Annotated in this window: 23 protein-coding genes; 11 read left to right on the top strand and 12 right to left on the bottom strand. The window is 58.5% G+C overall.

The features are described from left to right. Positions 1 to 45: 45 nt before the first annotated feature. The 3 genes from HSW_RS07005 to HSW_RS06995 are packed head-to-tail and all read left to right on the top strand — an operon-like array spanning position 46 to position 4,156. Positions 46 to 1,692, top strand: a complete 1,647-nt coding sequence (locus tag HSW_RS07005) for an NAD(P)-binding protein (protein ID WP_044001368.1) — start codon at positions 46 to 48, stop codon at positions 1,690 to 1,692. A gap of 47 nt (positions 1,693 to 1,739) precedes the next feature. Next, positions 1,740 to 3,038: a carboxypeptidase-like regulatory domain-containing protein gene (locus tag HSW_RS07000; protein WP_044001367.1), complete on the top strand. Its 1,299-nt coding sequence runs from the start codon at positions 1,740 to 1,742 to the stop codon at positions 3,036 to 3,038. A gap of 53 nt (positions 3,039 to 3,091) precedes the next feature. Then, positions 3,092 to 4,156, top strand: coding sequence for a hypothetical protein (locus HSW_RS06995; RefSeq protein WP_052346203.1), 1,065 nt, complete (start codon positions 3,092 to 3,094; stop codon positions 4,154 to 4,156). Positions 4,157 to 4,227: 71 nt separating this feature from the next. On the opposite strand, the gene HSW_RS06990 is transcribed toward HSW_RS06995, so the two are convergent. From HSW_RS06990 to HSW_RS06970, 6 genes are all read right to left on the bottom strand, one after another. Then, positions 4,228 to 4,506, bottom strand: a complete 279-nt coding sequence (locus HSW_RS06990) for a hypothetical protein (protein WP_044001366.1) — start codon at positions 4,504 to 4,506, stop codon at positions 4,228 to 4,230. A 134-nt stretch (positions 4,507 to 4,640) separates the two neighbouring features. Then, positions 4,641 to 5,564, bottom strand: a complete 924-nt coding sequence (locus tag HSW_RS06985) for a DUF6929 family protein (RefSeq protein WP_044001365.1) — start codon at positions 5,562 to 5,564, stop codon at positions 4,641 to 4,643. 47 nt (positions 5,565 to 5,611) lie between these two features. Continuing rightward, positions 5,612 to 7,657: an RICIN domain-containing protein gene (locus tag HSW_RS06980; RefSeq protein ID WP_052346202.1), complete on the bottom strand. Its 2,046-nt coding sequence runs from the start codon at positions 7,655 to 7,657 to the stop codon at positions 5,612 to 5,614. Positions 7,658 to 7,841: 184 nt separating this feature from the next. Beyond that, positions 7,842 to 8,042, bottom strand: coding sequence for a hypothetical protein (locus tag HSW_RS24135; RefSeq protein WP_155832863.1), 201 nt, complete (start codon positions 8,040 to 8,042; stop codon positions 7,842 to 7,844). A 436-nt stretch (positions 8,043 to 8,478) separates the two neighbouring features. Beyond that, on the bottom strand, positions 8,479 to 9,147 hold the full coding sequence (locus HSW_RS06975; RefSeq protein WP_044001364.1) for a response regulator transcription factor: 669 nt from the start codon (positions 9,145 to 9,147) through the stop codon (positions 8,479 to 8,481). Between the two features lie 179 nt (positions 9,148 to 9,326). Next, the gene (locus tag HSW_RS06970; RefSeq protein ID WP_044001363.1) at positions 9,327 to 11,144 is read right to left on the bottom strand and encodes a sensor histidine kinase; all 1,818 of its coding nucleotides are present in this window, start codon (positions 11,142 to 11,144) and stop codon (positions 9,327 to 9,329) included. Positions 11,145 to 11,315: 171 nt separating this feature from the next. Between HSW_RS06970 and HSW_RS06965 the strand changes: the two genes are divergently transcribed. After that, positions 11,316 to 11,525, top strand: a complete 210-nt coding sequence (locus tag HSW_RS06965) for a hypervirulence associated TUDOR domain-containing protein (protein ID WP_044001362.1) — start codon at positions 11,316 to 11,318, stop codon at positions 11,523 to 11,525. Positions 11,526 to 11,600: 75 nt separating this feature from the next. Here HSW_RS06965 and HSW_RS06960 read toward each other — a convergent pair whose 3' ends face one another. Continuing rightward, on the bottom strand, positions 11,601 to 13,181 hold the full coding sequence (locus HSW_RS06960) for an amino acid permease (protein ID WP_052346201.1): 1,581 nt from the start codon (positions 13,179 to 13,181) through the stop codon (positions 11,601 to 11,603). A 226-nt stretch (positions 13,182 to 13,407) separates the two neighbouring features. On the opposite strand from HSW_RS06960, the gene HSW_RS06955 reads away from it, so the two are divergent. The 3 genes from HSW_RS06955 (at position 13,408) to sbcD (ending at position 16,859) form a co-directional block, all read left to right on the top strand. Then, complete coding sequence (locus HSW_RS06955; protein ID WP_155832862.1) at positions 13,408 to 13,833, top strand: hypothetical protein; 426 nt, start codon at positions 13,408 to 13,410, stop codon at positions 13,831 to 13,833. Positions 13,834 to 14,129: 296 nt separating this feature from the next. Then, positions 14,130 to 15,506 (top strand): MBL fold metallo-hydrolase, encoded by a 1,377-nt coding sequence (locus tag HSW_RS06950; RefSeq protein ID WP_044001360.1) that lies wholly within the window; start codon positions 14,130 to 14,132, stop codon positions 15,504 to 15,506. A 123-nt stretch (positions 15,507 to 15,629) separates the two neighbouring features. Then, complete coding sequence (gene sbcD / locus HSW_RS06945; RefSeq protein WP_044001359.1) at positions 15,630 to 16,859, top strand: exonuclease subunit SbcD; 1,230 nt, start codon at positions 15,630 to 15,632, stop codon at positions 16,857 to 16,859. 12 nt (positions 16,860 to 16,871) lie between these two features. On the opposite strand, the gene HSW_RS06940 is transcribed toward sbcD, so the two are convergent. Then, the gene (locus tag HSW_RS06940; protein WP_052346200.1) at positions 16,872 to 18,146 is read right to left on the bottom strand and encodes a glycoside hydrolase family 2 TIM barrel-domain containing protein; all 1,275 of its coding nucleotides are present in this window, start codon (positions 18,144 to 18,146) and stop codon (positions 16,872 to 16,874) included. A 263-nt stretch (positions 18,147 to 18,409) separates the two neighbouring features. Here HSW_RS06940 and HSW_RS06935 point away from each other — a divergent pair, with 263 nt between their 5' ends. Both HSW_RS06935 and HSW_RS06930 read left to right on the top strand, forming a co-directional pair. Beyond that, positions 18,410 to 19,207, top strand: coding sequence for an alpha/beta fold hydrolase (locus tag HSW_RS06935; RefSeq protein WP_044001357.1), 798 nt, complete (start codon positions 18,410 to 18,412; stop codon positions 19,205 to 19,207). Between the two features lie 107 nt (positions 19,208 to 19,314). Further along, positions 19,315 to 19,551, top strand: a complete 237-nt coding sequence (locus HSW_RS06930; protein ID WP_044001356.1) for a hypothetical protein — start codon at positions 19,315 to 19,317, stop codon at positions 19,549 to 19,551. 84 nt (positions 19,552 to 19,635) lie between these two features. Here HSW_RS06930 and HSW_RS06925 read toward each other — a convergent pair whose 3' ends face one another. From HSW_RS06925 to HSW_RS06915, 3 genes are read right to left on the bottom strand one after another with little or no spacing between them, the layout of a single operon-like run. Then, on the bottom strand, positions 19,636 to 20,058 hold the full coding sequence (locus tag HSW_RS06925) for a VOC family protein (RefSeq protein ID WP_044001355.1): 423 nt from the start codon (positions 20,056 to 20,058) through the stop codon (positions 19,636 to 19,638). A gap of 51 nt (positions 20,059 to 20,109) precedes the next feature. Further along, on the bottom strand, positions 20,110 to 20,604 hold the full coding sequence (locus tag HSW_RS06920) for a hypothetical protein (RefSeq protein ID WP_044001354.1): 495 nt from the start codon (positions 20,602 to 20,604) through the stop codon (positions 20,110 to 20,112). A 22-nt stretch (positions 20,605 to 20,626) separates the two neighbouring features. Then, on the bottom strand, positions 20,627 to 22,936 hold the full coding sequence (locus HSW_RS06915; RefSeq protein ID WP_044001353.1) for a GH92 family glycosyl hydrolase: 2,310 nt from the start codon (positions 22,934 to 22,936) through the stop codon (positions 20,627 to 20,629). Between the two features lie 347 nt (positions 22,937 to 23,283). On the opposite strand from HSW_RS06915, the gene HSW_RS06905 reads away from it, so the two are divergent. Beyond that, a protein-coding gene (locus HSW_RS06905) for an IS5 family transposase (RefSeq protein ID WP_394332386.1) occupies positions 23,284 to 24,035 on the top strand; the annotation gives its coding sequence in 2 pieces (ribosomal slippage) (positions 23,284 to 23,617 and positions 23,617 to 24,035; 753 coding nt in all). Positions 24,036 to 24,317: 282 nt separating this feature from the next. On the opposite strand, the gene HSW_RS06900 is transcribed toward HSW_RS06905, so the two are convergent. Further along, positions 24,318 to 24,809 carry a nuclear transport factor 2 family protein gene (locus HSW_RS06900; RefSeq protein ID WP_081768290.1) on the bottom strand — a complete coding sequence of 164 codons (492 nt, stop codon included), beginning with the start codon at positions 24,807 to 24,809 and terminating at the stop codon, positions 24,318 to 24,320. 134 nt (positions 24,810 to 24,943) lie between these two features. On the opposite strand from HSW_RS06900, the gene HSW_RS06895 reads away from it, so the two are divergent. Continuing rightward, positions 24,944 to 25,528, top strand: coding sequence for a hypothetical protein (locus tag HSW_RS06895; RefSeq protein ID WP_044001351.1), 585 nt, complete (start codon positions 24,944 to 24,946; stop codon positions 25,526 to 25,528). Positions 25,529 to 25,659 lie beyond the last annotated feature (131 nt).

The raw sequence follows: 25,659 nt of genomic DNA, 5'->3' as shown, positions 1-25,659 counted from the left end.
AGACTTCTCATCAACACAAACGAAAAACCACAGCCCACTAACGCAATGTCCAGCCGCCGCCATTTCCTGCAGAAAACTGCCCTAGGCAGTGCAGGGCTATTACTGGCACCGCTGGCAGGGCTGGAGTCGTGCGCGCCGGGTACCGGGCGCAGCCACATCCGCGGGAGTATGCATGGGGCCAACCACGCCACCGGCCATCTGCTACGCGCCCCGGCCCGGCTGCCCGCTCCTACCCGCACCGAAACAGTAGAGGTAGTGATTATAGGCGGCGGTGTAGCGGGCCTCACGGCCCGACGCGAATTGGAGCGCCAGGGCATGAAACCAGAGCAGGTGCTGCTGGTGGAGCTGGATGAGCAGCCCGGCGGCAACTCCCGGGCCGGCCGCAACGAGGTATCCGCTTATCCCTGGGGGGCTCACTACCTGCCCATCCCCGACGTGCGCAACCACGCGCTGCTCCGGTTCCTGCAGGAAGCAAGCATAATTACCGGCTTCGATGCCGCCTCCGGACTGCCCATCTACAACGACTACCACCTGTGCCACGACCCCGAAGAGCGGCTGTTTCTGCACGGGCACTGGCAAACCGGGTTGGTACCGGAGTTGGGGGTGCCCCCGGCTGAGAAGGAGCAGATTGCCCGGTTTTTTCAACTAATTGAAGACCTGCGCCAAGCCCGGGGTCAGGACGGCCGCGACGCCTTCCGGATTCCGGTGCAGGAGTCTTCCCAGGATGAGCAGTTTCGGAAGCTGGACGTGCAGACGTTTGCCGCCTGGCTCGATGCCCACCGTTTCACCAGTCCTCACCTTCGCTGGTATCTGGACTATAGCTGCCGTGACGATTACGGAGCCTCGGCGGCTCAGGTATCGGCGTGGGCGGGTCTGCACTACTTTGCATCACGCAAGGGCCAGGCCCATAACGCCACGGCCTCCGACGTATTAACCTGGCCCGAAGGCAACGGCTTTCTGGTGGAACAACTGCGGCGGCAGGCTTCTGCTCCCATTCGCCCCAATACCGTGGCCTACGCCCTGCACGACACGCCGACCGGCTTGGCAGTAGACTGCTTCGACGTGACAACCCGCCAGACGACGCGCGTAGCGGCCCGCCGCGTTATTATGGCCACGCCTTTGTTCATTACTGAGCGACTGATAACCAGTTTGCCCCCGGCGGCCCAGCGGCCGCTACCGTGCCACCGCGCCCCATGGGCCGTGGTGAACCTCACGGTAGCCGGCTTACCACAAGGTCCCGGCCAGCCGCTCAGCTGGGATAATGTGCTGTACGGGACGGAGTCAGTAGGCTATGTGAGTGCGTGGCATCAAAGCCTGAGCCAATCAGCTGGCGGGCCGCAAGTCATTACCTATTATCTGCCCCTACCCGCCGCTGACCCCACCGCCACCCGCCGCCAGGCCTACCAAACCAGCTACGATGAGTGGGTCCGTCGCACGTTGGCTGAGCTGGAAACTGCTCATCCTGGCATTACACCACTGGTGCAGCGTGCCGATGTCTGGGTGTGGGGCCACGGTATGATAGCCCCTACGCCCGGCTTTGTGTGGGGTGCAGCCCGAGCCGCTGCTGCCCGACCCTGGCAAAACAAACTATTCTTCGCCCATACCGATCTAAGCGGCCTCTCTATATTTGAGGAAGGATTTTACCAAGGTGTGCGCGCTGCCCAGGAGTTGTTAGCGGCCGAACAAGACTAAATGGCAGACTATCTTGCCCAATTACGAACATTTCGTATTATTACGAAATGTTCGTAATTCCACTTACAGTTCTGTGTAAAACAGGTATTGCCTTGGCGCGGAAGGCCCGCTACTGGCTATTCGCGGGGCTGTTATTGCTGCTGGCTACTCCGCAGGTACAGGCGCAAAGTGCCCTTAGTGGCATCGTCCTCGACTCCGTAACGCGGCAGCCGCTGCCCTTTGGCACCGTGTTCCTGGCTAATACCACGCTGGGAGTCACTACCGACGCTGCCGGACAATTTTCCTTTGCACGGGTACCAGCCGGCACTTATGAAGTGGTGGCCTCTTATCTAGGCTATGAGCTGCGTCGGCAGGTTATCACCTTGGCCAATGAGCCGCAGCAACTCACGTTCCGGCTGCCGCCGAGTGCCAATGCGCTGGGCGAAGTGGTGGTACGCCCCCACCCCAATAAGCCCGAGGATTACCAGAAATTTGCCAGCACATTTCTGGGCAGCACTACCTTCTCCCAGCAATGCCGCATTCGCAACCCCGAGGCTGTACGCGTAGAATACGACGTGGAAAAGAACGAGCTGACGGCTACGTGTGCCGATTTCCTGACGGTGGAAAATCAGGCCCTGGGCTACCGCATCCGCTACTATGGGCTGGATTTTCGGCTGAATTTCGCCGAAGGCTGGATGTCCTTTTATGGCTCGCCGGTTTTTGAGCCGCTGAAAGCCCGCTCCGGCCGGCAGCAGCAACGCTGGGCAGCCAACCGCAGTCAGGCATACAAAGGCTCGTTACCTCACTTTCTGCGCAGCGTGTATGACAACCGAGTAGCCGAAGCCGGCTTCCGGGTGCAGCGGTTGCGGCGCGTGCCAAACCCTGCCCGCGCCCGCGCCGATAGTCTGCTGGTACTTATGCGGGCCCAAGCCCTTTCCCTCCGGACTCTCAATCCGGGCCGTTTCGACGATTCAGTGGCCCGTCTGGTACGCGTGCCGCGCCAACTGGAGTACCTGTTTTCCGCTCCGTTGGCTACTCCCGACTTCAGCCGCCGACCGCCCGGCGCACCGGAAGTGCTGCTGCAATTCCCCGACCTGTTGCTGGTATACTATGATCAGGAACCCGCCGACCCAGCGTACGTAGCCTTTACGGCCCGCAATGCCACTCCCGGCCAGGCATTGCCTGCGGGCCTCGATAAACAGGTATCGGTATTGCACCTGCAACAGCCGCAGGTGCCACTGCAACCCAACGGCCAGCCCACCAACCCGCTGGCTTTGTATACCGAAGGCTACTGGGGTTTTGAGAAAATGGGCGAGTTTCTACCGGTTGACTACCTGCCGCCTGCTCAACCGCCGCGTACGCGTTAGCCCGCCCGAAACTGCTACTTTCGGGTGTAGTCACGCTGCTTGCCTCTCACCGTATGCCCACGTCTGCTGCTCCGCCGCTTGTCAACTCCCGTCAGCCCTGGATCCGGTCGGCAGGATTTGACGGGCTCTGGATTTTAGGGCCGCCATTTCTGGCCCTGCTGGTGGTAGCGGCCCTGCCCCAGGCTTTCCGCACTTCAACCCGGATGCCGGTATGGGCCTGGGTGGCACTGGTAGTGCTCATTGATGTTGCGCACGTATACAGCACCTTATTTCGCACCTATTTCGATGTCCGCCGCCGCCGGCAGTTTCGCACGGTATTATGGGCAGTACCGCTGGGCTGCTACGCGGCCGGGGTGGCGCTGCATGGGCTGGGCGGCAGCCTGTGGTTCTGGCGGGTGCTGGCCTACGCGGCCGTGTTCCACTTTATCCGCCAGCAATACGGTTTCCTGCGCCTCTACAGCCGCCACGAAACAACCTCGCGCTTCAGCCGGCAGCTGGATACCCTCCTGATTTACGCGGCTACCATCTATCCGCTGCTTTGGTGGCACCTTTCGCGACCCCGCAACTTCAACTGGTTTGTGGAAGGCGACTTCGTTCAGCACGACTGGCCCGGCGGCCGAACCGTACTTACGGGACTGTATGCGGGTCTTTTGGGGGTATATCTGGTGAAAGAAGGCAGCCTGTGGCACTACACTGCCTATTTCAACTGGCCGCGTAACCTGTTACTGCTAGGTACCGCAGCCTCCTGGTATGTGGGCATCATACTGTTCAACGGCGACCTAGCTTTTACCCTGCTCAACGTGGTAGCTCACGGCATTCCATACTTGGCCCTTATCTGGACTACCAGTCAGCCCACCTCCAGCAACCCACGGCGCGCCTGGTGGCAGGGCCGGAACGGCGTGGCGTTGTTTCTAGGAGTGCTGTTTGGACTGGCTCTGCTGGAAGAAGGTATCTGGGACGGGCTGATATGGCGGGAGCACGCTGCCGTATTCGGCTGGTTCCAGCACCTGCCTGCCATATCCGATTCCTGGGCCCTTGCGCTGTTGGTGCCTCTGCTGGCTCTTCCGCAGGCTACCCACTATGTACTGGATGGTTTCATCTGGCGACGTGGCAGCTGACCACGCGCGTCAGCACCCGGTATTTGCCTGACCTTCGGTCATCTACCGGGTGCCATATGCATGTTAGCAGATTAAGCTGCCTGCGCCAGCCGACGTACTACCTGCGCATCTAGGATTTCGACCACGAAGCCTTGCTCCGTCGAATAGGTTTTGCGGTAGGCAACGGTTAGCAGCCGGCCCCGGGGCGAGGTAACAGTGGTAGAACAGACCTCTCCGTAGGCTTTTTCCTTCTCCAGGAAGGGTTGCAGCTGCTGGATAGTCTGCAGAAACTCGGCAGGCAGGATGCCCTGCTGCTCCTGTAGCTTCACGGCACTGACGGGGTACAAAAAGCGGGTGGCAAACAGAATCATAACGAGTAGTCTGGTAGCGTAAAAACGGTGCTTTCCATTCCGAAAAGCCGATGCTAGAAAACAGTATCCTCTTCTGTTTAATTCCCCTGAAAGCTGCCGCACAAACTATTTCCTGTCAGCCGCTTACCTGCTTATCACAAGATCAGTTCCACTGTTACGGCGGTAGAGCCCCCGGCATCGTCATCTGTCACCAGCAGCAGCTCGTAGCGGCTGGCCGCAAGCGTCCGGAACACCGCTACGCTTTCCACCTTGCCCCGGTACGGGCGGCCATCAGACCAGACCAACCGGGCCAGGGTTGCGGGCAATACCTGCTGCTGCCCGGCCGCTCCCAGTTCCAGCACTCCTACAAATGAACCTAACACCACCCCATCCAGCACAGCATCCTGGGTATCTTCCACTGAAGCTGTCACGAATAACCGCCCGGCAAACCACGTTGCGCCGGAAAAACCAGCGGGCTTCCCATCGATAACCGGCAACTCAAAAAACTGCCGCTGCACGGCTGGCACCTGGGTAGTGCGATGCTGCAGATAGGCCAGCGTGGTTGCCAACGGTAGCCGGAACAATAGGTTGCCACTGGCGGCCCCCACCGTCCGTTGGAACAGCAGAAGCTCCGTGGGCGTAGCGGCGGCGGCTTCCAGATTCAGCACGATACCGGCCGGCAGCAACGGCCGCAGCACCGCGTACAGGCCACTCAGACTGAGCGGATACACGGTTTCCACCCGGCTCCCCCCCGCCCCGGTCAGCGGCACCCAATAGCCTTGTTCGCGGGCGGCCGTAGCGCCCGAGCCCAGTACCAGCAGGCTGGTTTCGCCGGCAGGCGTAGCAAGGGCCGTGAGACACTCCAGATCCAGCTTCAGCTCCTTCGGAATGCGGCCGCTGCTGAAATGAGCCGTTTCAAACAGCATGGTGCGCTGCCCGGCGGCCAGCGTGGCAGCATTGAGCTGGTACAAAAAAGGAGAGTCGTCGCCGATGATGTAGGCCGTCTCGCCCACTATTTCTGCTCCGGAAGCCGAGGGCAAATCGGGTAACGCCACTTCCCGGCGAATCAAAGCGTGCATACCGCGCAAAATTGAAGGGTTCGAAAAGGCGTAACCGCCGCCGGCCGCTATTTTACAATAGTGAATTCTACGCGGCGGTTCAGCTTACGGGTTTCCTCTTTCTCGTTGGAGGCCCGGGGCTTGCTGCCACCGTAGCCAACGGTGCTGATACGCTTCTCGGCCACGCCCCGCGTCACGAGGTAGCGCCGCACTTCGGCTACCCGCTCCTCCGACAGCTTCACGTTCAGGTCAGCGCGTCCCTGGTTATCGGTGTGGCCTTCCAGGCGGATGTTCACAGCGGGGTTATCCTGCAAGGTGCGGGCCAAGCGGTTCAACTCGGTGTAGGAAGCGGGAAGCAGCGTGTATTTTCCCTGCGCAAAGATGAGTGTAGGCAACTCCAGGCTTGAACCCACGGCTGCCGGTACCAGCGCCAACTCCAGCGCGCGGGAACCGGTCATAGTGACGGTATCGGTAGCGGTGAGGAATCCTACGCGGGTGGCCTGCACCCGATAACGGCCGGGTGGCAACGTAAACTGATAGCTACCGGCAGCAACATCTGTCCGGGTAGTAGCATTGAATACCAGGTCCGCATCCAGCCGATTTACCTTCACTTCCGTAGCCAGCGGCTGTCGGGTTTTGGCATCCAGCGTACGGCCGGTTAGCAGCATCCGGGCAGCTACAGCCGGCCGTACCGGCTCTGCCGGCTGGGCGGTAGTATCAGCCACCGGTACTACCCCGGTAGCCGTGCGGAACAGGTCGGCAGGGCCATTGGCAGTGCGTGATGAAGCATAATAGGCCTGCTTGCCATCGGCCGTCAGGCTGAGGTAGGCATCGAAGCCGGGTCCGTTGAGCGGTGCGCCCAGGTTGCGCGGTTCCGTCCAGCGGGTCCAGGTTTCGTCCAGCCGCGTGGTTACAAAAATATCGGCACTGCCGTAGCCGGCATGCCCATACGAGCTGAAGTACAGGGTTTTGCCATCAGCCGCCAGCCAGGGTGCAAACTCAAAGCCAGGCGAATTAACTATTGCTCCCAGGTTGAAAGGCTCGGTCCAGAGACCGTCGGGAGTGGGCCGGCTGACATACAGGTCATTGGCCCCCTGCGAGTCGCCGCGCTCTAGGCTCATAAGCAGAATCTGCGCATCGGGCGACATAAAGAACGAGGTAGCCGGGCCGGCCGAGTAATAGTTGGCTATTTCCACTGCCAGCGGCTTCCCATTTTTGCCCGTCGCGTCACGGTCCACTTTGCTTATTCCTTCATCCCGGAAAGAGCCGTCCCGCTCATACGCGCCGCGCACCAGCAGCGTGCGGCCCTCGTTAATAACCGCCATTACCCCATTATTCTGAGTAGTGTTGAGGGCATCGAGGCGAGTAGCGGGGTTCCAGGTGCGGCCGTTGTTAGCCGAAGTACTCACCCAAATATCACCCGATTCGGTGACGCCTTCCTTGTTGCCGCTGTACCGTGTCCGGCTAAAGTAGAGCGTATTACCGTCGGCGGTTAGTACCGGCTGTAGCTCGTTCCCAGTAGGCGTGTTCAGGCTCAGCAAGGCTTCAGGCATCCCAAAACCCGGCTGGCTAGAATCTACATTGAGATGCAGTTTGAACAGTTTCCACTGCTGAGTGGCACGGTTCTGTACCCGCTGGCCCACCACGGGAGTACCGTTGAACTTATCGGCGGCAGCCAGGGCAGCGCATTTATCGTTGCCCCGACTCACCAGCACAAAGCTACCCAGCGGCCCCGAGGGCACGAGTTTCCATTGCTGGTAAAAGCTACCCGTCCAGGGGCGCTGCACCAGCGGAGCATTTTCGTCGGGCTTTTCCAGGGTAAGGCACTTGCCGCTGTGGCGGGCCTCAACGCGGTAAAAGTCGCTGCCCTTGGCGGCGGGCACGAAGCGCCACTGCTGGCTGTTGGCGTGCGTGAATTCCCATTGCACAGTGGCCGTACCAGCCTCTGCTGAAGCATTGGTAACGTCGAGGGAGCGGCCACTACTGCGAGCTACTACGCCATACCAGGCGTTTTCATCGGGGGTGAAGGCTGTTTGGGCCCGGCTGGCAACCGGAGTCAGAAGAACTACTAAAGCTAAGAGCGGCGCCACAGCGCGAACCAGCGAATCAATCATGCACGCAAAACGGATGGACCGGGGCGCAAGTTAGGCGAATTGCCGGGCCCGGCTCCGGCGGCCACGCAAAAGGCGCTGGCTTCCCGAACGAAAGCACAGCGCCTTTTGGTACGCAAGCTGCTGGAATACGTCCCACGCGTTACCGGCCGCCTACCGATTCGCCAGGGAATACCCCGAAGCCAGTCTAGTTATTGTTGATGTACTTGAAGCGCACAAACCGGTCATTCTCATAAATGGCCGTAAAATGACCACCCGCAGCAGCATGCTTGGCTTCCGCCTTGCGCTCAGCGGCCCGGTGCGTGCTGGTAGTGGTGGGCACCGATGGAAACAGACCGGGAGCCATACCGGGAACGTGGCAGATGAAGGAGAGAATTTTTGAAGGCATAGTCTCTTTTCCGTTAGAGGTTAGACGTTTAGACACGGGCGCAGGTGGGTTAGAAGAGGAAAAACAACAGGTTGGGATGACGCATTGAACGCAAATGACAGCATCTAATATAAAGATATTATCATTTGATTGAACGATGCTAAGGTATATTTTTTATTGTTATAATGTAAATCAGTGGCAGCCCTTATTTTTATATCCGTACCAGTACGGAGGAGGCAGGGCAAAGCGCTGCTATATAGGCGCAAAGGGCCCTGCCGGCTGAAAGAGCCTTTCTGCATTCTTCTCCCACCTTTTACGGTTCTTTTCTCCCCTGCTCTTATCCCGACTCTTCTGCTACAGGCTAACCAGCCACAACTACGTAACACCCTGATTGTCTGAGCGCAAATTTCACTGTACTATTTCCGGGTACTTGCCACTACCGGCGGTACTATACTTTCTATTGGATCAGCTTGTGACGAAGAGCGTATTGAATCAGTCCTACCACTGATTTAGAGCTGGTTTTCGTGAACAGGTTACGCCGATGCGTCTCGACGGTTCGCTCACTGATGAAAAGGGCCGCCGCAATATCCTGGTTGGAATATTCGCGGGCAATGAGCTGCAGAATTTCCTGTTCCCGCCCGGTCAGCTCAGCAGTGCGTTTCGCTTGCAAGGCACTCGGAATCTGGAGATTCTGCAACAGGGTGGCGGCTACGTCCTGGCTGAAATAGTTCTGGCCGGCCGCTACCTGGCGGATAGCGGTACTTAACTCTGCCCGGGTGGCTGTTTTCAGGACGTAACCGGAGCCGCCGGCTTCCAGCACTTCGGCCACAGTGGCATGATCATGGAACATGCTCAAAATCAGAACCCGAATGGTAGGCCAAGTGGTGCGAATGGCGCGCGCCAGCTCAACGCCCGTCATTTCGGGCATATTCAGGTCGAGGACGGCTACCCGGATTTCCGGATGCGCTGGCAGTAAGCGTAACGCATCGGCTCCGCTATAGGCTTGGGCTACCACACGCAAATCCGTTTCGGGCCGGAGCATGGTTTTCAGTCCCTCCACTATCACCGGATGATCGTCTACCAGTAGCAACGGAATGATTTCCTGACTGGATAGCACTTCAGACATAGTTCTCAGTTAACAATGAAACAGGCACCCCAAGTCCGGTTTTCAGGCTGGGGCAATTTGGAAGATACTACAATTATCTTCGATAGTAAATATAGATAAATAGGCATAGGCAGCGGCCCTGCCGGGATGGGCCACCCAATAATCTGCCACCTCCCGCTCTTGAGCAAAGGAGGCCGTATCTACGCCCGGCTACTTGCTGCCGCCGGCATCGGAACCGGCCGTAACGGGATATCCAGCACAACGCTGGTTCCCTGGCCGGGGGCGGAGGTAATCTGCAGTTGCCCGTTCAGATAAGCCACCCGGCTTTCTACATTGCGCAGACCAATACCTGCAGCTACCGGAGACTGCTGCTGCCGGAAGCCCTGGCCATTATCGGCTACCACAATTCGGACCTGTTGCGGAGTGGCCAGCAGCTGCACGGTTATCTCTGAGGCCTGCGCGTGCTTGGTAACATTGTGCACCAGTTCCTGCACCATCCGAAACAGGATATTTTCCAGCGTTGAATCCAACCGTTGTTCTTCCAAACCCGCTACTTCCAGCCGCGCCTGTAGGCAAGAAGGAGCCAATGTGAGCCGTCCCAGCAGACTACCCACGGCTTTTGCCAGCCCATGACGCGTGAGGGCATTGGGCACCAGTTTGTGGGAGATGCTGCGCACTTCCCGCACAGCCTCATCCAGCATCTCCAGCGTATTCGCAAACAAATCCTTGTGCGCAATTTCCGTGAGCCGCAACTGGTGCTGCAGGGCTGAAAGAGTCATTTTGGCGGCACTCAGCAACTGGCCGACACTATCGTGCAGGTCGGCTCCCACCCGGCGCCGCTCCTTCTGCTCAGCATCCAGAATATCTTCGGAATAGCGGCGCTCCAGGCGCTGGCGTTCCTGCACAAACTCTACCTCCCGGCGCAGATGGCGGCGGCTAATCAGCAAGTAGCCAAATCCGGCGGTTCCAACAAGCCCGGCCAGTGCCAGCAGCAGCATGTTCTGTCGTCGCTGAGCGGCGGCTCGTTCGCCCTGTTCGGCCAGTTCCTGCTGATGCAGCTCTTCACTGAAGCTTAGGGCCTGCACCTGGCTCATCCGCGCCCGACTGAACAGACTATCCCGGGTTGCGGCGGCGGCGCGCAGGAAGCGGTAGGCGTCGGTACTGTTGCCCTGCGTTGCGTACAGATCGGCCAGATAGTCGCTGGCTTCGAATACGCCTTTAGCGTAGCTGCCGGCCTGCCCTGCAGCCAAGGCCTGCTGCGCGTACCGCAGCGCGACGGCTGGCTGCTGCTGCGCCCGGGCCAGCCGGGCCAGTCCCAGATACGCCCGGCTGGTGGCGTATGATACCGGCATGCCTACTGCCCGCACAATCGTCTGCTGATAAAAATACTGCGCCTGATTGGGCTGCTGCCGGCGGGCGGCAATGTCCCCGAGAATAGACAGGTCGCCAATTTCGCTGTGCATATCGTGCTGTTGCAGGTCCAGCTGATACCCCCGCCAAGTAAAGTACCAGGCTGAATCGGGCTGGCCCAGCTCCAGATGCGCCCGCCCGATGTTGCCGAGGATGGGCGTCAGTAACACCACGTTGTGCTGCTTTTCCGCCAGCGCAATGGCCCTCCGAAAATAGCGCAATGACAACCGTTGACTGCCCTGTTCCAGGTGTGCGTACCCCAGCGCATTATCGGCGTGGATAATGCCGCCCGCGTAGCCGATGCTCTCTGCCAGCCGCCGCGCCTGCACCTGCGTCTGAATAGCTGTAGTATAGTTGCCCGTACGCATAAAAGCCCAGCCCAGCATCAGCAGCGCGCGGCACTCCCCCACCGGATACTGCAGCCGCCGGGCCAGCCGCAGCCCCCGCTGACCATATTCCACCCCTACCAGCGGGTTGTCGTCCGTTCGCTCCCAAGCCATTTCAATAAGCAACTGCACCCGGCTGGTATCGGGACGGGAAGCACTGAGCAGCCGTTGCAGACTATCGGCACGGGAACCGGCCGGCAGGGCCCGGGCGGAAAGCACCACTCCGCAGCAAAGCATCAGGAGCAGGAGTCGAGAGATTGGCACGGCGGAGAGCGACCGGCAGTGCCGGCCCGTATGGTTCAGCCTGTAAGCTATCAGGTTTCTATACTTCTCACAACTTCCCCCTCCTGGCAGCAGTAAAGCCTGTATTCTACCCACCCGTTTACTTGTTTTATGATGCGTAAAGGCACCAAAGTCACCTGGAAATACGGCACGGGCACGGCGACCGGCAAAATTGAAGAAACCCACAAAACGAGCGTGACGCGCCAGCTGCAGGGTGCCGAAATCACCCGCCACGGCACGCCCGATAACCCGGCCTACCTCATTGTGCAGGCCGACGGGGCCCGGGTGCTCAAGTTGCAAAGCGAAGTAAAGGCCGGTTAAACGCCACCGTGCTGCCCACAAAAAAGCCCCGCCGGAGCTATTCCGGCGGGGCTTTCAGTTGACAAGCTAGGCTCGTTACGCGTTCTTGGGGTCAGGCTCGATGAACGCCTGTTCCTCCATTTCGGTAGGAACCACCACAATGCCCTGCTGGAGCTTGGAGTTTCTCTTGCCGTAAATAAAGTACACAATGAACCCCAGCAGCATCCAGCCGATGGCCAGTACCAGCGTTTTGATATCGAGACCTACAATCAGTGCCAGACATACCCCAGCCCCCATGAAGGGAACCAGCGGAAAGGAGGGCGAAGACAATGGCGAACGGAACGGGCGGTGCTGAGCGGGGTCGGATTTGCGCATCACCCACACACCAATGCTTACCAACACGAATGCCAGCAAAGTACCAAACGAGGTAAGGTCGCCAGCTACCGAGCCCGGTACGAAGGCAGCAAACAGGCCCACGAACACCATCAGCATCAAGTTCGATTTGTAGGGCGTGTTGAATTTAGGATGTAGCTCAGAGAAGGCTCTGGGCATCAAACCATCCTTGGCCATGGAAAAGAACACCCGGCTCTGCCCCATGAGCATTACCAAAATTACTGAGGTGAAACCAAGCAGGATACCGACGGTGACGGCCGTAGCCAGCCAGCCGTAGCCGGTCATATGCGCCTTAATAGCGTAAGCAACCGAAGCCTCGCCGCCGATAGCCGGATCGGCAAACTCGCGCCAGTTAGCAACACCTGTGAGTACGTGACCGAACAGAATATAAAGGACTGTGCAAAGGGCCAACGAGCCCAGGATACCGATAGGCATGTCGCGCTTAGGGTTTTTGGCTTCCTGTGCAGCGGTACTTACGGCATCAAAACCAATGAAGGCGAAGAAAACGATACCCGCCCCGCCCAGAATACCTCCCCAACCGTGTTTGTTCCACCCTTCATACGTACGAACTACCTCACCAGCGGCGTTTTTCACTACCGCATCGGCCGGAATCAGATAAGGCGTGTGGTTTTCGGGGTTGATGAACTGCCAGCCCACAGCAATGAAAATCACCACGATGGCCGTTTTCAATACCACAATAACGGCGTTGAACATAGCCGATTCCTGTGTTCCTTTCACCAGCAGCAGACTCAGCATCACGATGATGAACAAGGCAGGCAGGTTAATAAGGCCGCGCGTGTCTACGCCATTAACCAAGGCATGCTCAAAGGGAGAGTGAGTTAAATGGTATGGTATACTGGTGTGAAAAACTTCCAACAGCTTATTCAGGTACTCGCTCCAGGCAATACTTACGGTAGCGGCCCCCAAGGCATACTCCATAATCAGCGCCCAGCCGATAGTCCAGGCCACAAACTCACCCATGGTAGTGTAGGCGTAGGTATAAGCCGAGCCGGCAATGGGAATCATGGCAGCAAACTCGGCGTAGCATAGCCCCGCGAATACACAGCCGAAAGCAGCCAGGATGAAAGCCAGCGTTACACCAGGTCCGGAAGCCTGTGCGGCAGCGTTGGCCGTGCGCACAAACAGGCCTGCCCCAATAATAGCTCCCACGCCCAGCGCAACAAGGTTGCCCGCGCCTAGAGTGCGCTTTAGCGCGCCGTGCCCGGATGAGTTAGCTTCGCCCAGCAGTTGAGCCAGCGGTTTTTTGGCGAAAATATTTGCCATACAGGTTGTTGAGAGGAAAGAGAAAAAGGTGAGACGAGGATTGTGAATTTGGCAAAAAAAGCAGCCTGCAAGCCGCTCCGTGGCCCGAATATAGGCGTTTCTACTGATTGAAAGGGCCTGCCTGGAAGTGGGCCGGTGGTTTTTGGGGCCGAACATTAAACTTGGCCTCCATCCGGCCTTCTAACCGGCCATACCCTGTCACACAGACTCCTTCTCCATGAAAAAGATGCTTGCCCTCTTAACCGCCGTTATCCTGACTGCCGGCTCCGTTTCGGCGCAGACTGCCGCCACACCTATGGCCCGCCCCGACGGCGCTGCCCAGAACCGCCCCAACATGACGCCCGAGCAACGGGCCGATTTCCTGACTCAGCGCCTTACCAAGCAGCTCAGCCTCTCAGCCGAGCAGACACCCAAAGTGCGGGCCATTGCTCTAGCTCAAGCCCAGGAAATGCAAAATCTCCGGAGCAGATACGCCACTGCTGATACCCGCCAGGGTATGGGTCAGGAGTTGAAATCCGCCCAGGAAAAGACGGATGCGCAATTGAAGGAGGTACTGACTGCCGACCAGTATACCCAATACGTGCAACTGCGTGAGAATCGAATGGATAAGCACCAGAACAAGCGTGGCAGTAAGCTGAAGGCCAAAAGTTAGCCTTTCTCTTTCTGCTATCTGGAAAGCCCCGGCCAGTTGTGGCCGGGGCTTTTTTAGTTGGCTTTTCACGACAGCAAAAAACCTGTCGCACGCAAGGGCATGACGAGCTGACTTCGTAAACCCACACGCAGCCCTCCAAGTCAGCAAAGAACTTTAAATCAATATATTACCAGTCATGCACACTACTTTATCCGGTATGTGTGTAACATAAGGCGGCCCCGGTGCCTATATTTGACCATATGCCTTCGTGCTCTGGCCTGATCCGGCCGAAAGGCATCCACCACATCTAACACCCCATGAGTCCTCTGCCCAGTAGTACCGGTTCGGTACAGATTCAGCAGTTTTACGACAAAGGCCTGGCCCACGCGAGCTATGCCATCCGCAGCGGCCGGCAGGTGGCCATCATCGACCCGGCCCGCGACCCGCAGCAGTACTACGATTTCGCCGACGAGCACGACGCCAAAATCGTAGCCGTTATTGAAACCCACCCGCACGCCGATTTTGTCAGCAGCCACCTGGAAATTGCGCAGGAAACCGGTGCTGTCATTTATGTAAGCAAGTTGGTGAAAGCCAGCTACCCCCACCAGACCTTCGACGACGACCAGCGCATTGTGCTGGGTACCGTGGAGCTGCACGCTCTCAACACGCCTGGTCACTCTCCTGACTCCATCAGCATTTTGTTGCTGGATGAGCTGGGCCAGACGCGCGCTGTATTTACCGGCGACACGCTGTTTGTGGGTGATGTAGGCCGCCCTGACCTGCGCGAATCGGACCTGGTGGGTGGACACAGCCGCGAGGGACTGGCCGCCCAACTGTACCAGAGCACCCGCCAGAAGCTGATGACGCTGCCCGCTACTACCAAAGTGTATCCGGCCCACGGCCCCGGCTCCCTCTGCGGCAAAACCACTTCTCTCGACTTGGATAGCACTATTGGCAAAGAAGTAAAAACCAACTACGCCCTCCAGCCTATGTCGGAGGACGAGTTTATCCGGGTGCTGCTGGAAGACCAGCCCTTTATGCCCAAGTATTTCGGGCACGATGTGGTGCTGAACAAACAGGGCGCGTTGCCTTTCGAGGACAGCGTGCGGGCGGTGCCGCGCCTGCAGCCGGGCACTCCGCTGGAGCTTGGCGTCGTGATTATTGATACGCGGCCGGCGGCCGAGTTCCGGGCCGGCCACCTGCCCGGCGCCATCAACCTGATGGATGGCGGCAAGTTTGAAACCTGGCTGGGCTCGGTAGTAGGCCCTGACGAGCCATTCTACCTGATTGCCGATTCGCAGATTGCCCTGGATATCGTCATCCGTAAGACGGCCAAAATAGGCTACGAAGGCACTATTAAAGGCGCATTGCTTACGCCTCGGGAGCTGACTGCCATGTCTCCTGCTGTAGACGTAGACCAAGTACGCCAGCAGCCACACGACTTTACCATCGTGGATATTCGCAACCGTACGGAGGCCCAGCAGCCGGTTTTTGAGGGTGCGTTGCTGATTCCGCTGCCCGAGCTGCGCGAACGGGCCCACGAAATCCCGACCGATAAGCCCATTCTCATTCATTGCGCGGGCGGCTACCGCTCGGCAGCCGGCAGCAGCATCGTGCAGGCCGCCTTGCCCGAAGTGTCGGTGCTGGATCTGGGGGAGGCCATCACCTCATTCCAGCCGCAGCCGGTCCACTAGCCGGCTTCCCGTTTTTCACTATTCTGAACGCGAAGGTTCGCGGAGGTAATGCTCCGTGAACCTTCGCGTTTTAGGTTCCGGTTATTCGGCAAAACTGAAGGCCAACCCAGTATCTTCGTAGATATGCGCGTACTACACACCGCCGACTGGCACCTGGGCCAGCGGTTTATTCAGGGCAATGAGCGCACCGAGGAGCACCGCCATTTCCTGGAGTGGCTGGTACAGACGGTGCAGGAACAACAGGTAGAGGTGCTGGTAGTGGCCGGCGACATTTTCGATAGTGGCTCTCCCTCCAATCAGGCCCTGGAACTTTACTATAGCTTCCTGCTGAATATGCGCCAAACGGGCTGCCGTGACATTGTGGTGGTGGGCGGCAACCACGACTCCCCGGCCACCCTGAATGCCCCGGCCCGGCTCCTGCGCCACCTGCGGGTGCATGTGGTAGGCTGCGTACCCGAGTGCTTCGAGGAACAGGTACTGGTGCTGGATGATGTCCACGGCAAGCCCGGGCTGGTGGTGTGCGCCATTCCGTTTCTGCGCGACCGGGACGTGCGGCTTTCCGTGCCCGGCGAATCGGCGGAGGAGCGGGAGGCGCGCATTAAGCAGGGCATTGCCGACCACTATGCCCGGGTGGCCGAGGTAGAGCAGGTATGGCAGCTCAAGGACCTGGGCCTGCCCGTGCTGGCTACCGGCCACCTCTACGCCGCCGGCGTCACCCCTTCTGATTCGGAGCGTACCATTCACGTGGGTAACCTGGGCCAGGTGACGGCCGACCATTTTCCGGAAATCTTCGATTACGTGGCCCTAGGCCATTTACACCGGCCCCAGCGTGTGGGCGCCCGGGAGCATATCCGCTACAGCGGCTCGCCCATTGCGCTGTCGTTTTCAGAAATCGACCACCCGAAGGAAGTGCTGCTGCTGGATTTCCTGGCTGGCAAGCTCACGGCCCTACGCAGCCTGCCGGTACCGGCAGTGCGCCGGCTGGTGCGGTTTCATGGCACCCTGGAAGAGGTTACCCAGGGCCTGACTACGTACGACAATACCGGCTACTCCCTACCTGCCTGGGCCGATGTGCAGATTCACTCCGAGCTTACCCAGCTGGAAGTGGCTGAAGCGCTGCTCAAAGTCATCGGGGAGCTGGACCGCCGTCAGCTGGAAGTGCTGGCCCGGCGCCACTTTCGCCTCGTGAAGCTCCGCGCCCTCGGTGACACCAATGAAGCTAACGAGCCCCTCACCCGCAGCCTCCACGATTTCACGGAGCGCGAAGTATTTGAGCAGCGCCTAGAAGCCGAGCCCGAGGAAAGCCGCGCCGAGCTGCTGCGCACTTTCGACGAGCTGCTGGAACGACTGTAGCCGCACTGAGCTCTATCTCCCCTTCACGTAGAACGGAATATTGGCCGTAGCCACGTTGTCGTGGCCGTCGGTGGCGTAGATGAACAGGCGGTAGGCCCCTTCCCTGGCAGGAGTGGTAAGCGTGGTTTGTCCCTTAGCGTTGGCCGGCAGCCGGCCCGAAACGGCGGCAGGGCGGCTTTCCTGGTCGCCGCCGGATTTGAGGTCGGTGCTTTCCGGGAGTAGCTCGTAGCGGTAGGTCAGCGGGTCTTTGTCGGGGTCCGTGACGGTGGCCTGCACGGGGTACGTTTTGCCGGGTTGCAGATACACGTTGCCGGTGGCCTGCTTGCCATCAAGAGTGAACAAAACCAGATGCGGGGCACGGTTGGCGGGCCATTTGCCGCTCCAGAGGTACTGCATCACATCCACCACTTCCGACTCCTTGCCATCCTCTGTGAAGATGCCGTACCAAGTGGGCGTGCGCTCCTGCTTCTGGCCCCACAAAAACACGTAGGTACCCAGGCACTGGGTGGTGTCTTTGGCCACCGAGGCCTCGTAGCGGCTCTGGTACACGGCGGCTTTCTGGCTGCTGGTTTCCTCCACCGAGGCCTTCCAGGGCGTCACGGGACTTTCCCAGTGGCCGGTAGGGCCCCATTCGGCCACCACATAAGGCCCAGTCCAGCCCATGGTGCGCACCTGTTGCGGAATGGCTGCCAGCCCGGCATAGGTATTGATGCTCAGAATATCCACCGAGGGGCAGCGGGACTTGATGTAGTCGACTTCCGGTTGGTTGAGGCCGGCCAGCACGGTGCTGGTGGGGTGGTTGGGGTCCACTTCGTGAATCATACGAGCAATCTGCTCCACGGCATCCCACACTTTGGGGTTTTTATACTCCAGGTTCAACTCGTTGCCGATGCCCCAGAACAGCACGGCGGGGTTGTCTTTGTACCTGAGCACTTCGGCACGCACCTTTTGCAACTGGGCGGCCACGGCGGCGGGGTCGTCGTAGTTGAAGCCGTGCCGCTCCCGGGCCACATCAAGGCCCAGCATCACGGTGAGGCCGTTTCGGTTGGCGTCGGCCAGCACCTTATCGGCCCCGTTGGTGCCCCAGGTGCGGATAGAGTTGCCGCCGTAGGCCTTGATGCGCTCCGGAAACTGCCCGCCGCCTGCGCCCTCGATGAAGTAGGGCTGTCCGCCGCGCAGCAGCTCGTAGCGGCCGCCGGCTTGTTTTACCTCCACTTTAATGGGTTTGGTTTGGGCGTAAAGCGCAGTAGACAAAGCCAACAGGGGCAGCAAAACAGAGATTCTCATGAGTGAGCAGGTGGAAAGAACGGATGATGGGCTAAAGCTAGCGTGCTTTTAACAAAACGTGCCACGACTACCACGAAGCAATGGAAACTAGCTCCGTCGGCCCCGGCTACACAGCCGGAAAGGGATGTCTCATTACGAGACGAATCTACCTTGTTGGGAAGCGCTTGTGCAGTTTCTGCCTTATACGGAGCTTATGGCCCATTACGAAAAAGGGGCCGCAGAATTGCTATGTGGGTTCTTCTCCTCTTTTCCCAGCCTATACTATGGATATAGTTCGTCGTCATCGTGTTTCGTCCTATGGGCACGGCACGCGCCCCATCGTCTTTTCTCACGGCTTCGGCACCGATCAGCACGCCTGGCAATACGTAGCCCCCGCCTTTGCGGCCCGCCATCAGGTAGTTCTGTTCGATTTGGTGGGCGCAGGAGACTCCGATGCTGCCGCCTACGATTTCACCCGCTACCGGACCCTGGATGGCTACGTCGATGATCTGCTGACGCTGCTGCGCACGTTGCAGCTACCAAAGGTGGTATACGTGGGCCATTCCGTCAGCGGGATGATTGGGGTGCTGGCCGCCATCCGGGAGCCGGAGCTGTTCGAGCGGCTGGTGCTGCTGGCCGCTTCCCCGTGCTACGTCAACGACGGCGACTATTCGGGGGGATTCGACGCTACCGACCTGGAGGAGTTGCTGGGTTTCCTGGACCGCGACTTCCGGGCGTGGTCGAATACGATGGTTCCGCACTTAGTGGGCGGCGACATGCGACCGGAGCTGGTGGATGAGGTGCTGGCCATCTTTTCCCGCGTCGATCCGGCCGTGGCCCGGCAGTTTGCCCGCGCCACTTTCTTGTCCGACTACCGGAGCTGCCTGCCTCACCTGCGGGTACCCTCCCTCATAGTACAGTGCGCCGATGATTCCATTGTTCCCGCATACGTGGGCAAGTATCTGCACGACCACCTCGCGGGCAGTACGCTGAACATTCTGAATACCACTGGGCACTATCCACACCTGAATGCTCCGGTGGCTACCATTGCTGCCGTGGAGCGGTATCTGGCGCAGGCCTGACCGTATTATTGCAGTTCAAGGAAGCAGAGGCCGCCCGCAGATACCTCTACCCCAACCATGCAAGTTCCAACTGCGTTACAGCACCTACACCATTTTCCTTGTCAATCATGAGCATATTTGGTTCTGACCGCCCGAGCGGTACACTAGGTGGCCTCCTGTCGGGCCTGTTTGGCGGCCGGAAAGCCACCAACTCCTCTTCTGATGCGTATGGCACTGCCCCTCGTTTCGGTGGCTTCAACAACAAACTGCTGGGCGGAGCTCTGCTGGCCGCCGGCGCAGCCTACCTCTACAACCGCAACAAGAACAAAGCCGCCAGCACCCCCAGCTTCACTGGTAACGAATAGCGTATTCGTTGGAGTACCAAGCTGCCCGCCCCGCGCCCGTTTTGGCGTAGGGCGGGCAGTTTCTATTGTTTGTTTATCTACATTCTAGCTCGCAGGCTCCCATAGCTCAATCTTGTTGCCATCAGCATCCATGATGTGCACGAACTTACCGTAGTCGTAGCTCGCAATATCATCCAGAACCGTGACGCCATTGGCTTTGAGCTTATCCACCAAGCCTTCAATATTCTGCACCCGGTAGTTAATCATAAACTCCTTGGCCGAAGGCGCAAAATAGTCGCTGCCTTTCTGAAAGGGGCTCCACTGAAGCGAGTTTACTTCCTCGGGCCGCTCCACGTTTCTGGATTCAAACGTCGAGCCCCAGTCATTGACTTCCAGCCCCAGATTGTTGGCGTACCACTTTCTCGTCTCCTGCGGATTGTCAGAGAAAAAGAATATGCCGCCGATGCCATTCACCTTGGGGGTAGCAGTGGATGGTTGGTTCGGGGTTTCGTTTTGTAGCTCGTTCATTTTCGCTAACGTATTTTTTCTAAGGCAGAAGATGTAGAGATTATGGTGGAGTTAAGTCAAGCTTAATTTGGTTGATAACTCTTCGCCCATTGTCAGAAACATCTCATTAAAGGAGCACGTGCAGTTGCCTATATCCTTATCCTCACTATTTCTAAATTCAATATTCCAGGATATATCTTCGATTTCAGTTTCACCTATTAGCCTAACGCGCATACCGTTTCGAAAGCCTATTATCAAAGTACCTTCATTCTCTTCTTCTATTGATTGAATGGTCGCTTGAGTTAATAATCCCATCAGAAAGACACTGGTTGGCTCCTCTGGACCATTGTAATTCTCGATATTGAAAGGGTAAGTTTCTATCCATTTCTTCCATTCTTTCCTGTCTGCTAGTTCTATCTCGCTAAACACTATATGAGCACTGATGCCCAATTCATCATTGAATAGCTCACATTCGAAAGCAGTTATATAGTATGTAAATCTTGTGTAATAGGCACCAGCAAGAGCAGCTTTCAGCACTGCTAATATTCTGGTTTTGTCAGTTATCATGGCCTTTATATAATTATCAAAATCACTTAAAAGAAGAAGGGCGCGCCGCCATCGTAAACACCAACTCCCCACCCTTCACCACATCGGCATACTGCAAAAACGGCCGCGTAAGCTTCTGGCCGTTGAGGCGGGCTTCCTTCACGTAGACGTTTTTGTCGCTCTGGTTTTTGACGGTGATGCGGAAGGTGTTGCCGTTCTCTAGGTTGATGGTGGCGCCGTGCACGGCGGGGCTGCCGAGGGCGTACTCCGGCGAGCCGGGGGCCACGGGGTAGAAGCCCAGCGCCGAGAAGATGTACCAAGCCGACATCTGCCCGCAGTCGTCGTTGCCGCCGAGGCCGTCGGGGGTGGGGCGGTACATTTTGGGCAGAATCATGCGGACGCGGGCCTGGGTTTTGTAGGGCTGGCTGGTCCAGTTGTAGAGGTAGGCCACGTGGTGGGCGGGCTCGTTGCCGTGCACGTAGTTGCCGATGATACCGTCGCGGGTGATATCCTCGGTTTCGGCGAAGAACTTGTCGGGCAGGTGCATGGTGAACAGCGAATCGAGGTGGGGCAGAAACTTCTTCTCGCCGCCCATCTTGGCGATGAGCGCGGCCGGGTCCTGGGGCACGTAGAGGCTGTAGTTCCAGGCGTTGCCCTCGATGAAGCCCTGGTCGTTGGTGCTCAGCACGTCGAAGCGCGGGCGGAAGCTGCCATCGGCGAGGCGGGGGCGCATGAAGTTGATGCGGCTGTCATACACGTTCTGCCAGTTCTGGGCCCGCTTGCTGAACTCGGCTTCAATGTCTGTCTTGCCCAGCTTGCGGGCCAGTTGCGCAATGCACCAGTCGTCGTAGGCGTATTCCAGCGTTTTGGAAACCGACGCGCCGCTTTTGTCTTCGGGCACGTAGCCGAGCTGCTCGTAGAGGCCAATGCCGTCGTAGCGCTGCTGGTGGGCGGTGGTTACGCAGGCGTTGAGGGCACGCTGGGCCTGGTCGGCGGGTACTACGCCTTTCAGCACGGCATCCACGATTACGGGCACCGAGTGGTAGCCAATCATGCACCAGTTTTCGTTGGCGTAGTGGCTCCAGATGGGCAGCATGTGCATCGTGCTCTGGTCGAAGTGGGCCAGCATGGACTGCACCATGTCGGCGTTGCGCTTGGCTTGCAGCAGGTTGTAGAGCGGGTGCAGGGCGCGGTAGGTGTCCCAGAGCGAAAACGACGTGTAGTTGGTGAAGCCCGCGGCCTTGTGAATATTCTGGTCGAGGCCGCGGTACTGGCCGTCCACGTCCATGTAGGTGGTGGGACTGAGGGCGGCGTGGTACATGGCGGTGTAGAAGTTCTCCTTGTCCGTCCGCTTCGGCGACTCAACAACCACTTTGCTTAGCTCCTGCTGCCACAGCGCCTGCCCGGCCCGCTTCACCGCCTCGAAGTCCCAGCCCGGCACTTCGGCCCGCATGTTGCGCAGCGCCCCCTCGGTGCTCACCCCCGACAACGCCATTTTCACCTTCACCTGCTCCCCGGCCGTGGTCTTGAAATCGAAGAACAAGCGCAGCTGCTCGCCGGCCAGCTCGGGGAAGTTCTTGGTTTGGTCGAAGCGGCCCCAGAAGCCGCGGTACACTTGTTTCTTGGACAGGTTGCGGCTTCCGTAGCTCACGAACGGCTTCGAGAAGCTCATGGCGAAGTACTCGGTGCGAGTGCGCGCCCACCCGTGGGTTTGGCGGTAGCCGGTCACGAGCGAGTCGTTTTCCACCCGCACAAAGGTCCAGACGTTCTTGTCGGGGTAGTTGTAGATGCCGGCCGTGAGGTCGAGGATAATGTGCGCCTGCTCCGACTGCGGGAACGTGTACAGGTGCATGCCCACCCGGTTGGAGGCCGTCAGCTCGGCCACAATGTTGTGGTCGTCGAGCTTGACGCGGTAGTAGGCGGGCTCGGCCACCTCGTTCTGGTGCGAAAACCGGGAGCGGAAACCCCGTTCAGGCTGGTCGGCGGTACCGGGGTTGAGTTGGAGCGGGCCGGTGGTGGGCATCACCAGAAAGTCGCCCAAATCGGAGTGGCCGGTGCCGCTGAAGTGAGTGTGCGAGAAGCCGACGATGGTAGGGTCGGCGTACTGGTAGCCGGCGCAGTACTCGTACACGCGCGGGTTGTACTTGCCGTTCTGCTCGTAACTCAGCGTGTCGGTATCGGGGGAGAGCTGCACCATACCGAAGGGCACCGTGGCCCCCGGATACGTGTGCCCCATCCGGGCCGTGCCCACCAGCGGCTTGGTGTATTGCACGAGGTTTTCGGTGGGCTTGGCTTTTTGGGCGAAGGTTGTGAAGGACGCTAAGAGCAGCGCGGCAAGCGGCAGTAGTTTCATCAGCTTCGGTTGGGAGCGTGGAAGCTGGCAAGGTAGGGAGACAGATAGAAATTCGATGATAGATATTAGCCCCTAATCAACTGTTAAGCGTCTTCTCTAGGAACTACAGCCCATATAACGGTTGTGTTAACTCCATACTTAAACGCTCCAATTGCTATTAAAGCATTAGTATCAAATTCACTCCCCTTTTCAAGCAGAATTTGAGTAATTTTTTCGTGTCTTACCTGATCTTCTGGAAGTGCTGGGTGCATTTCATGCGTTGCTTCACCAGCTTTCCAAGCCGCCTCGTAACGCAGCCAGATATTCCAATCTTCTAGGGTGTGTGGACAATCAACGACCTTTAGGTCATGCGCCGTTACGAACTCAAAGATGCTGATTGGGCGCGGTTAGCGCCGTTGTTGCCCGGCAAAGTCGGGGACGCGGGCCGTTCGGCCGCTGACAACCGGCTGTTCGTCAATGCCGTGCTCTGGATTGCCCGCAGCGGAGCACCGTGGCGCGATTTGCCCGAGCGGTTCGGGCCGTGGAATTCGGTGTACCGGCGCTTCCGGCGCTGGGCGCAAACTGGCGTTTGGCAACGCGTGTTCGAAGCCGTGCAGGACCCGGACCTGGACTGGGCCATGCTCGACTCGACCAGCGTGCGGGCCCACCAGCACGCGGCCGGGCAAAAAAAAGCAGCGCCCCGGCCGAAGCCCTCGGCCGTTCCCGCGGCGGCTTTACCAGCAAGCTCCACGTCGTCGTAGACGCGCTGGGCAACCCGTTGCGGTTGGCCCTCACGCCGGGCCAACAGGCCGATTGTACCATCGCCGCCGACCTGTTGGCCGGCTTGAGGGTGGGCGCCGTGCTGGCGGATAAAGCGTACGATACCAACGCCTTGGTTGCCCAAATCAGTCGGATGGGAGCGGCGGTCATCGTGCCCAGCAAACGCAGCCGGCGTACGGCCCGTGCACTAGACCGCAACCTGTACGCGGACCGCAACAAGGTCGAGCGCTTCTTTAATCGCCTCAAGCAGTACCGCCGTTTGGCCACGCGTTACGATAAAACCGCTTCCTCTTTCCTTGCCTTTGCTCAATGCGCCGCAACTTTCCTCTGGCTCCTCTAATTGTCAACACGCCCTAATTCTAACCTAAATATTTTTTCATCAATTGGCCTAAGTCGATACGGTGTAGGCTTATAATCATAGTCGTAGTCCTGCAAACATTCATAATAATGCGGCTTGCCTTCAAAATCTGCTATACCTCTTCTTGCTCCATCATACCAGTCAGTGATAGTGTAGACATAAGACTCGGACGAGTCCGCATTGCCAGCTTTATTATTCATCCTTTTTCTATTAACACGCTTATCAATATATCGCCTGATTTAGGCAACAGCGGAGCAGATCATCTCAATGCCCATAACTCACCACCCGCGTCACCTGCCAGCGCCCGTCGCGTAGGCGCCACACCATCATGTTCTTGAAGGTGCCGCAGTCGTCGCGGCCGTTTTCCACGTGGCAGAAGCGGTGCTGGTAGGTTTCCACGGCCCCGTAGTTGTTGATGGGGTACACTTCCAGGGTACCGGGCACGAGCTGGCGGTTGAGGCCGGTGGTTTTGTTTTGGTCGAACAGGCGCTGGAAGCCCTGCATGGTTTGCTGGAAGTTGGCCAGGCCGCCTTTATCGTGGTAGAACTCCAGGTCTTCGGCGAAGAACGTTTGCAGCGTGGCCACATCGTGCTGATTGAAAGCCACGAACATGGCACTGTCGAGGCGGGCAATAGTGCGGTACAGCTCCGGCGACACCGGCGGCGGGGCCACGACCGATACGGTAGCAGCGGGGCGCACCGGCGCGCAGGCTGCGGTGAGCAGCAGGAGCAGCGTAGCAAGCGGCAGACGGTTCATTCGCGGGGGTAAAGATGTGAGGGTTGGCAAGGTAAAGGTTCTGGGTATTTTCTGACAGGCTGGTTACCAATCAGCCTGTCAGCCCACCTGTGGGTGTGATGCGTATAGGGGTTTGTCATCAGCCTGCCCTACGCATGAAAAAGCTGCTTTCTGCCCTTGCTTTACTACTTACCGGTTGCATTACCTGCCAGCAAATAGTATTACTTACCGAAGAGCGGTCATGGCTGGGCTCCTATACCGAGGGCCAACAGGTTACTTTCCGCAGCAACCGGGGCATCACCGCTACGGCCACGGTGCTGAAGCCGCAGGAGTGGCACACCAATACTGATTGTAACTGGATGGAATCCGGCCGCTACCAGCCTATTTTCTCCCAGATTGTGCTGCGGCCTAGCACCGTTTACAATGAGAAGAACCGGGACTTCGTGGTGAATCTGCGCAAAAACAACCCAGAGCGTCCCGCCGATGTGTCCTTTAGCGTGGCCGGCCTGGAATGCCTGAGTGCCTCCAAAGAAGGTCAGATTACGTCCAAATTGCAGCAGCAGGCCTGCACCCTCAGCACCACCGGCAAAACCTACCCGGCCGCCTACGTTTTTCGGCAGGGCCAGAACGCTACTATCTACGGTAGCGGTCAGTTGCAGGCGTTTTTCTGGGATAAGCAGGATGGCCTGATCCGGTATGAGCTGACCAATGGGGAGGTGTTTGACCTGGTGAGTCGGTAAGCACCGGCACGCGGCAGATGGCGCGCACAACCGTCGCCGATACCGCAACATTGCGGGCAGGGGTGGTTAACTTTGCAGATGCCCCGCGCCTGACTTTTCAGGGCCCGGGCCGTTTTGTTTCCGCTTTGGTG

This window comes from Hymenobacter swuensis DY53 (assembly GCF_000576555.1).
Lineage (GTDB): Bacteria > Bacteroidota > Bacteroidia > Cytophagales > Hymenobacteraceae > Hymenobacter > Hymenobacter swuensis.
This window is presented reverse-complemented; position numbering and strand designations above follow the sequence as displayed.

Coding starts and splice junctions, on each gene's coding strand:
- HSW_RS07005 (WP_044001368.1), top strand. CDS start 46: ATGTCCAGCCGCCGCCATTTCCTGCAGAAAACTGCCCTAGGCAGTGCA.
- HSW_RS07000 (WP_044001367.1), top strand. CDS start 1,740: ATGTTCGTAATTCCACTTACAGTTCTGTGTAAAACAGGTATTGCCTTG.
- HSW_RS06995 (WP_052346203.1), top strand. CDS start 3,092: ATGCCCACGTCTGCTGCTCCGCCGCTTGTCAACTCCCGTCAGCCCTGG.
- HSW_RS06990 (WP_044001366.1), bottom strand. CDS start 4,506: ATGATTCTGTTTGCCACCCGCTTTTTGTACCCCGTCAGTGCCGTGAAG.
- HSW_RS06985 (WP_044001365.1), bottom strand. CDS start 5,564: ATGCACGCTTTGATTCGCCGGGAAGTGGCGTTACCCGATTTGCCCTCG.
- HSW_RS06980 (WP_052346202.1), bottom strand. CDS start 7,657: ATGATTGATTCGCTGGTTCGCGCTGTGGCGCCGCTCTTAGCTTTAGTA.
- HSW_RS24135 (WP_155832863.1), bottom strand. CDS start 8,042: ATGCCTTCAAAAATTCTCTCCTTCATCTGCCACGTTCCCGGTATGGCT.
- HSW_RS06975 (WP_044001364.1), bottom strand. CDS start 9,147: ATGTCTGAAGTGCTATCCAGTCAGGAAATCATTCCGTTGCTACTGGTA.
- HSW_RS06965 (WP_044001362.1), top strand. CDS start 11,316: ATGATGCGTAAAGGCACCAAAGTCACCTGGAAATACGGCACGGGCACG.
- HSW_RS06960 (WP_052346201.1), bottom strand. CDS start 13,181: ATGGCAAATATTTTCGCCAAAAAACCGCTGGCTCAACTGCTGGGCGAA.
- HSW_RS06955 (WP_155832862.1), top strand. CDS start 13,408: ATGCTTGCCCTCTTAACCGCCGTTATCCTGACTGCCGGCTCCGTTTCG.
- HSW_RS06950 (WP_044001360.1), top strand. CDS start 14,130: ATGAGTCCTCTGCCCAGTAGTACCGGTTCGGTACAGATTCAGCAGTTT.
- sbcD (WP_044001359.1), top strand. CDS start 15,630: ATGCGCGTACTACACACCGCCGACTGGCACCTGGGCCAGCGGTTTATT.
- HSW_RS06940 (WP_052346200.1), bottom strand. CDS start 18,146: ATGAGAATCTCTGTTTTGCTGCCCCTGTTGGCTTTGTCTACTGCGCTT.
- HSW_RS06935 (WP_044001357.1), top strand. CDS start 18,410: ATGGATATAGTTCGTCGTCATCGTGTTTCGTCCTATGGGCACGGCACG.
- HSW_RS06930 (WP_044001356.1), top strand. CDS start 19,315: ATGAGCATATTTGGTTCTGACCGCCCGAGCGGTACACTAGGTGGCCTC.
- HSW_RS06925 (WP_044001355.1), bottom strand. CDS start 20,058: ATGAACGAGCTACAAAACGAAACCCCGAACCAACCATCCACTGCTACC.
- HSW_RS06920 (WP_044001354.1), bottom strand. CDS start 20,604: ATGATAACTGACAAAACCAGAATATTAGCAGTGCTGAAAGCTGCTCTT.
- HSW_RS06915 (WP_044001353.1), bottom strand. CDS start 22,936: ATGAAACTACTGCCGCTTGCCGCGCTGCTCTTAGCGTCCTTCACAACC.
- HSW_RS06900 (WP_081768290.1), bottom strand. CDS start 24,809: ATGAACCGTCTGCCGCTTGCTACGCTGCTCCTGCTGCTCACCGCAGCC.
- HSW_RS06895 (WP_044001351.1), top strand. CDS start 24,944: ATGAAAAAGCTGCTTTCTGCCCTTGCTTTACTACTTACCGGTTGCATT.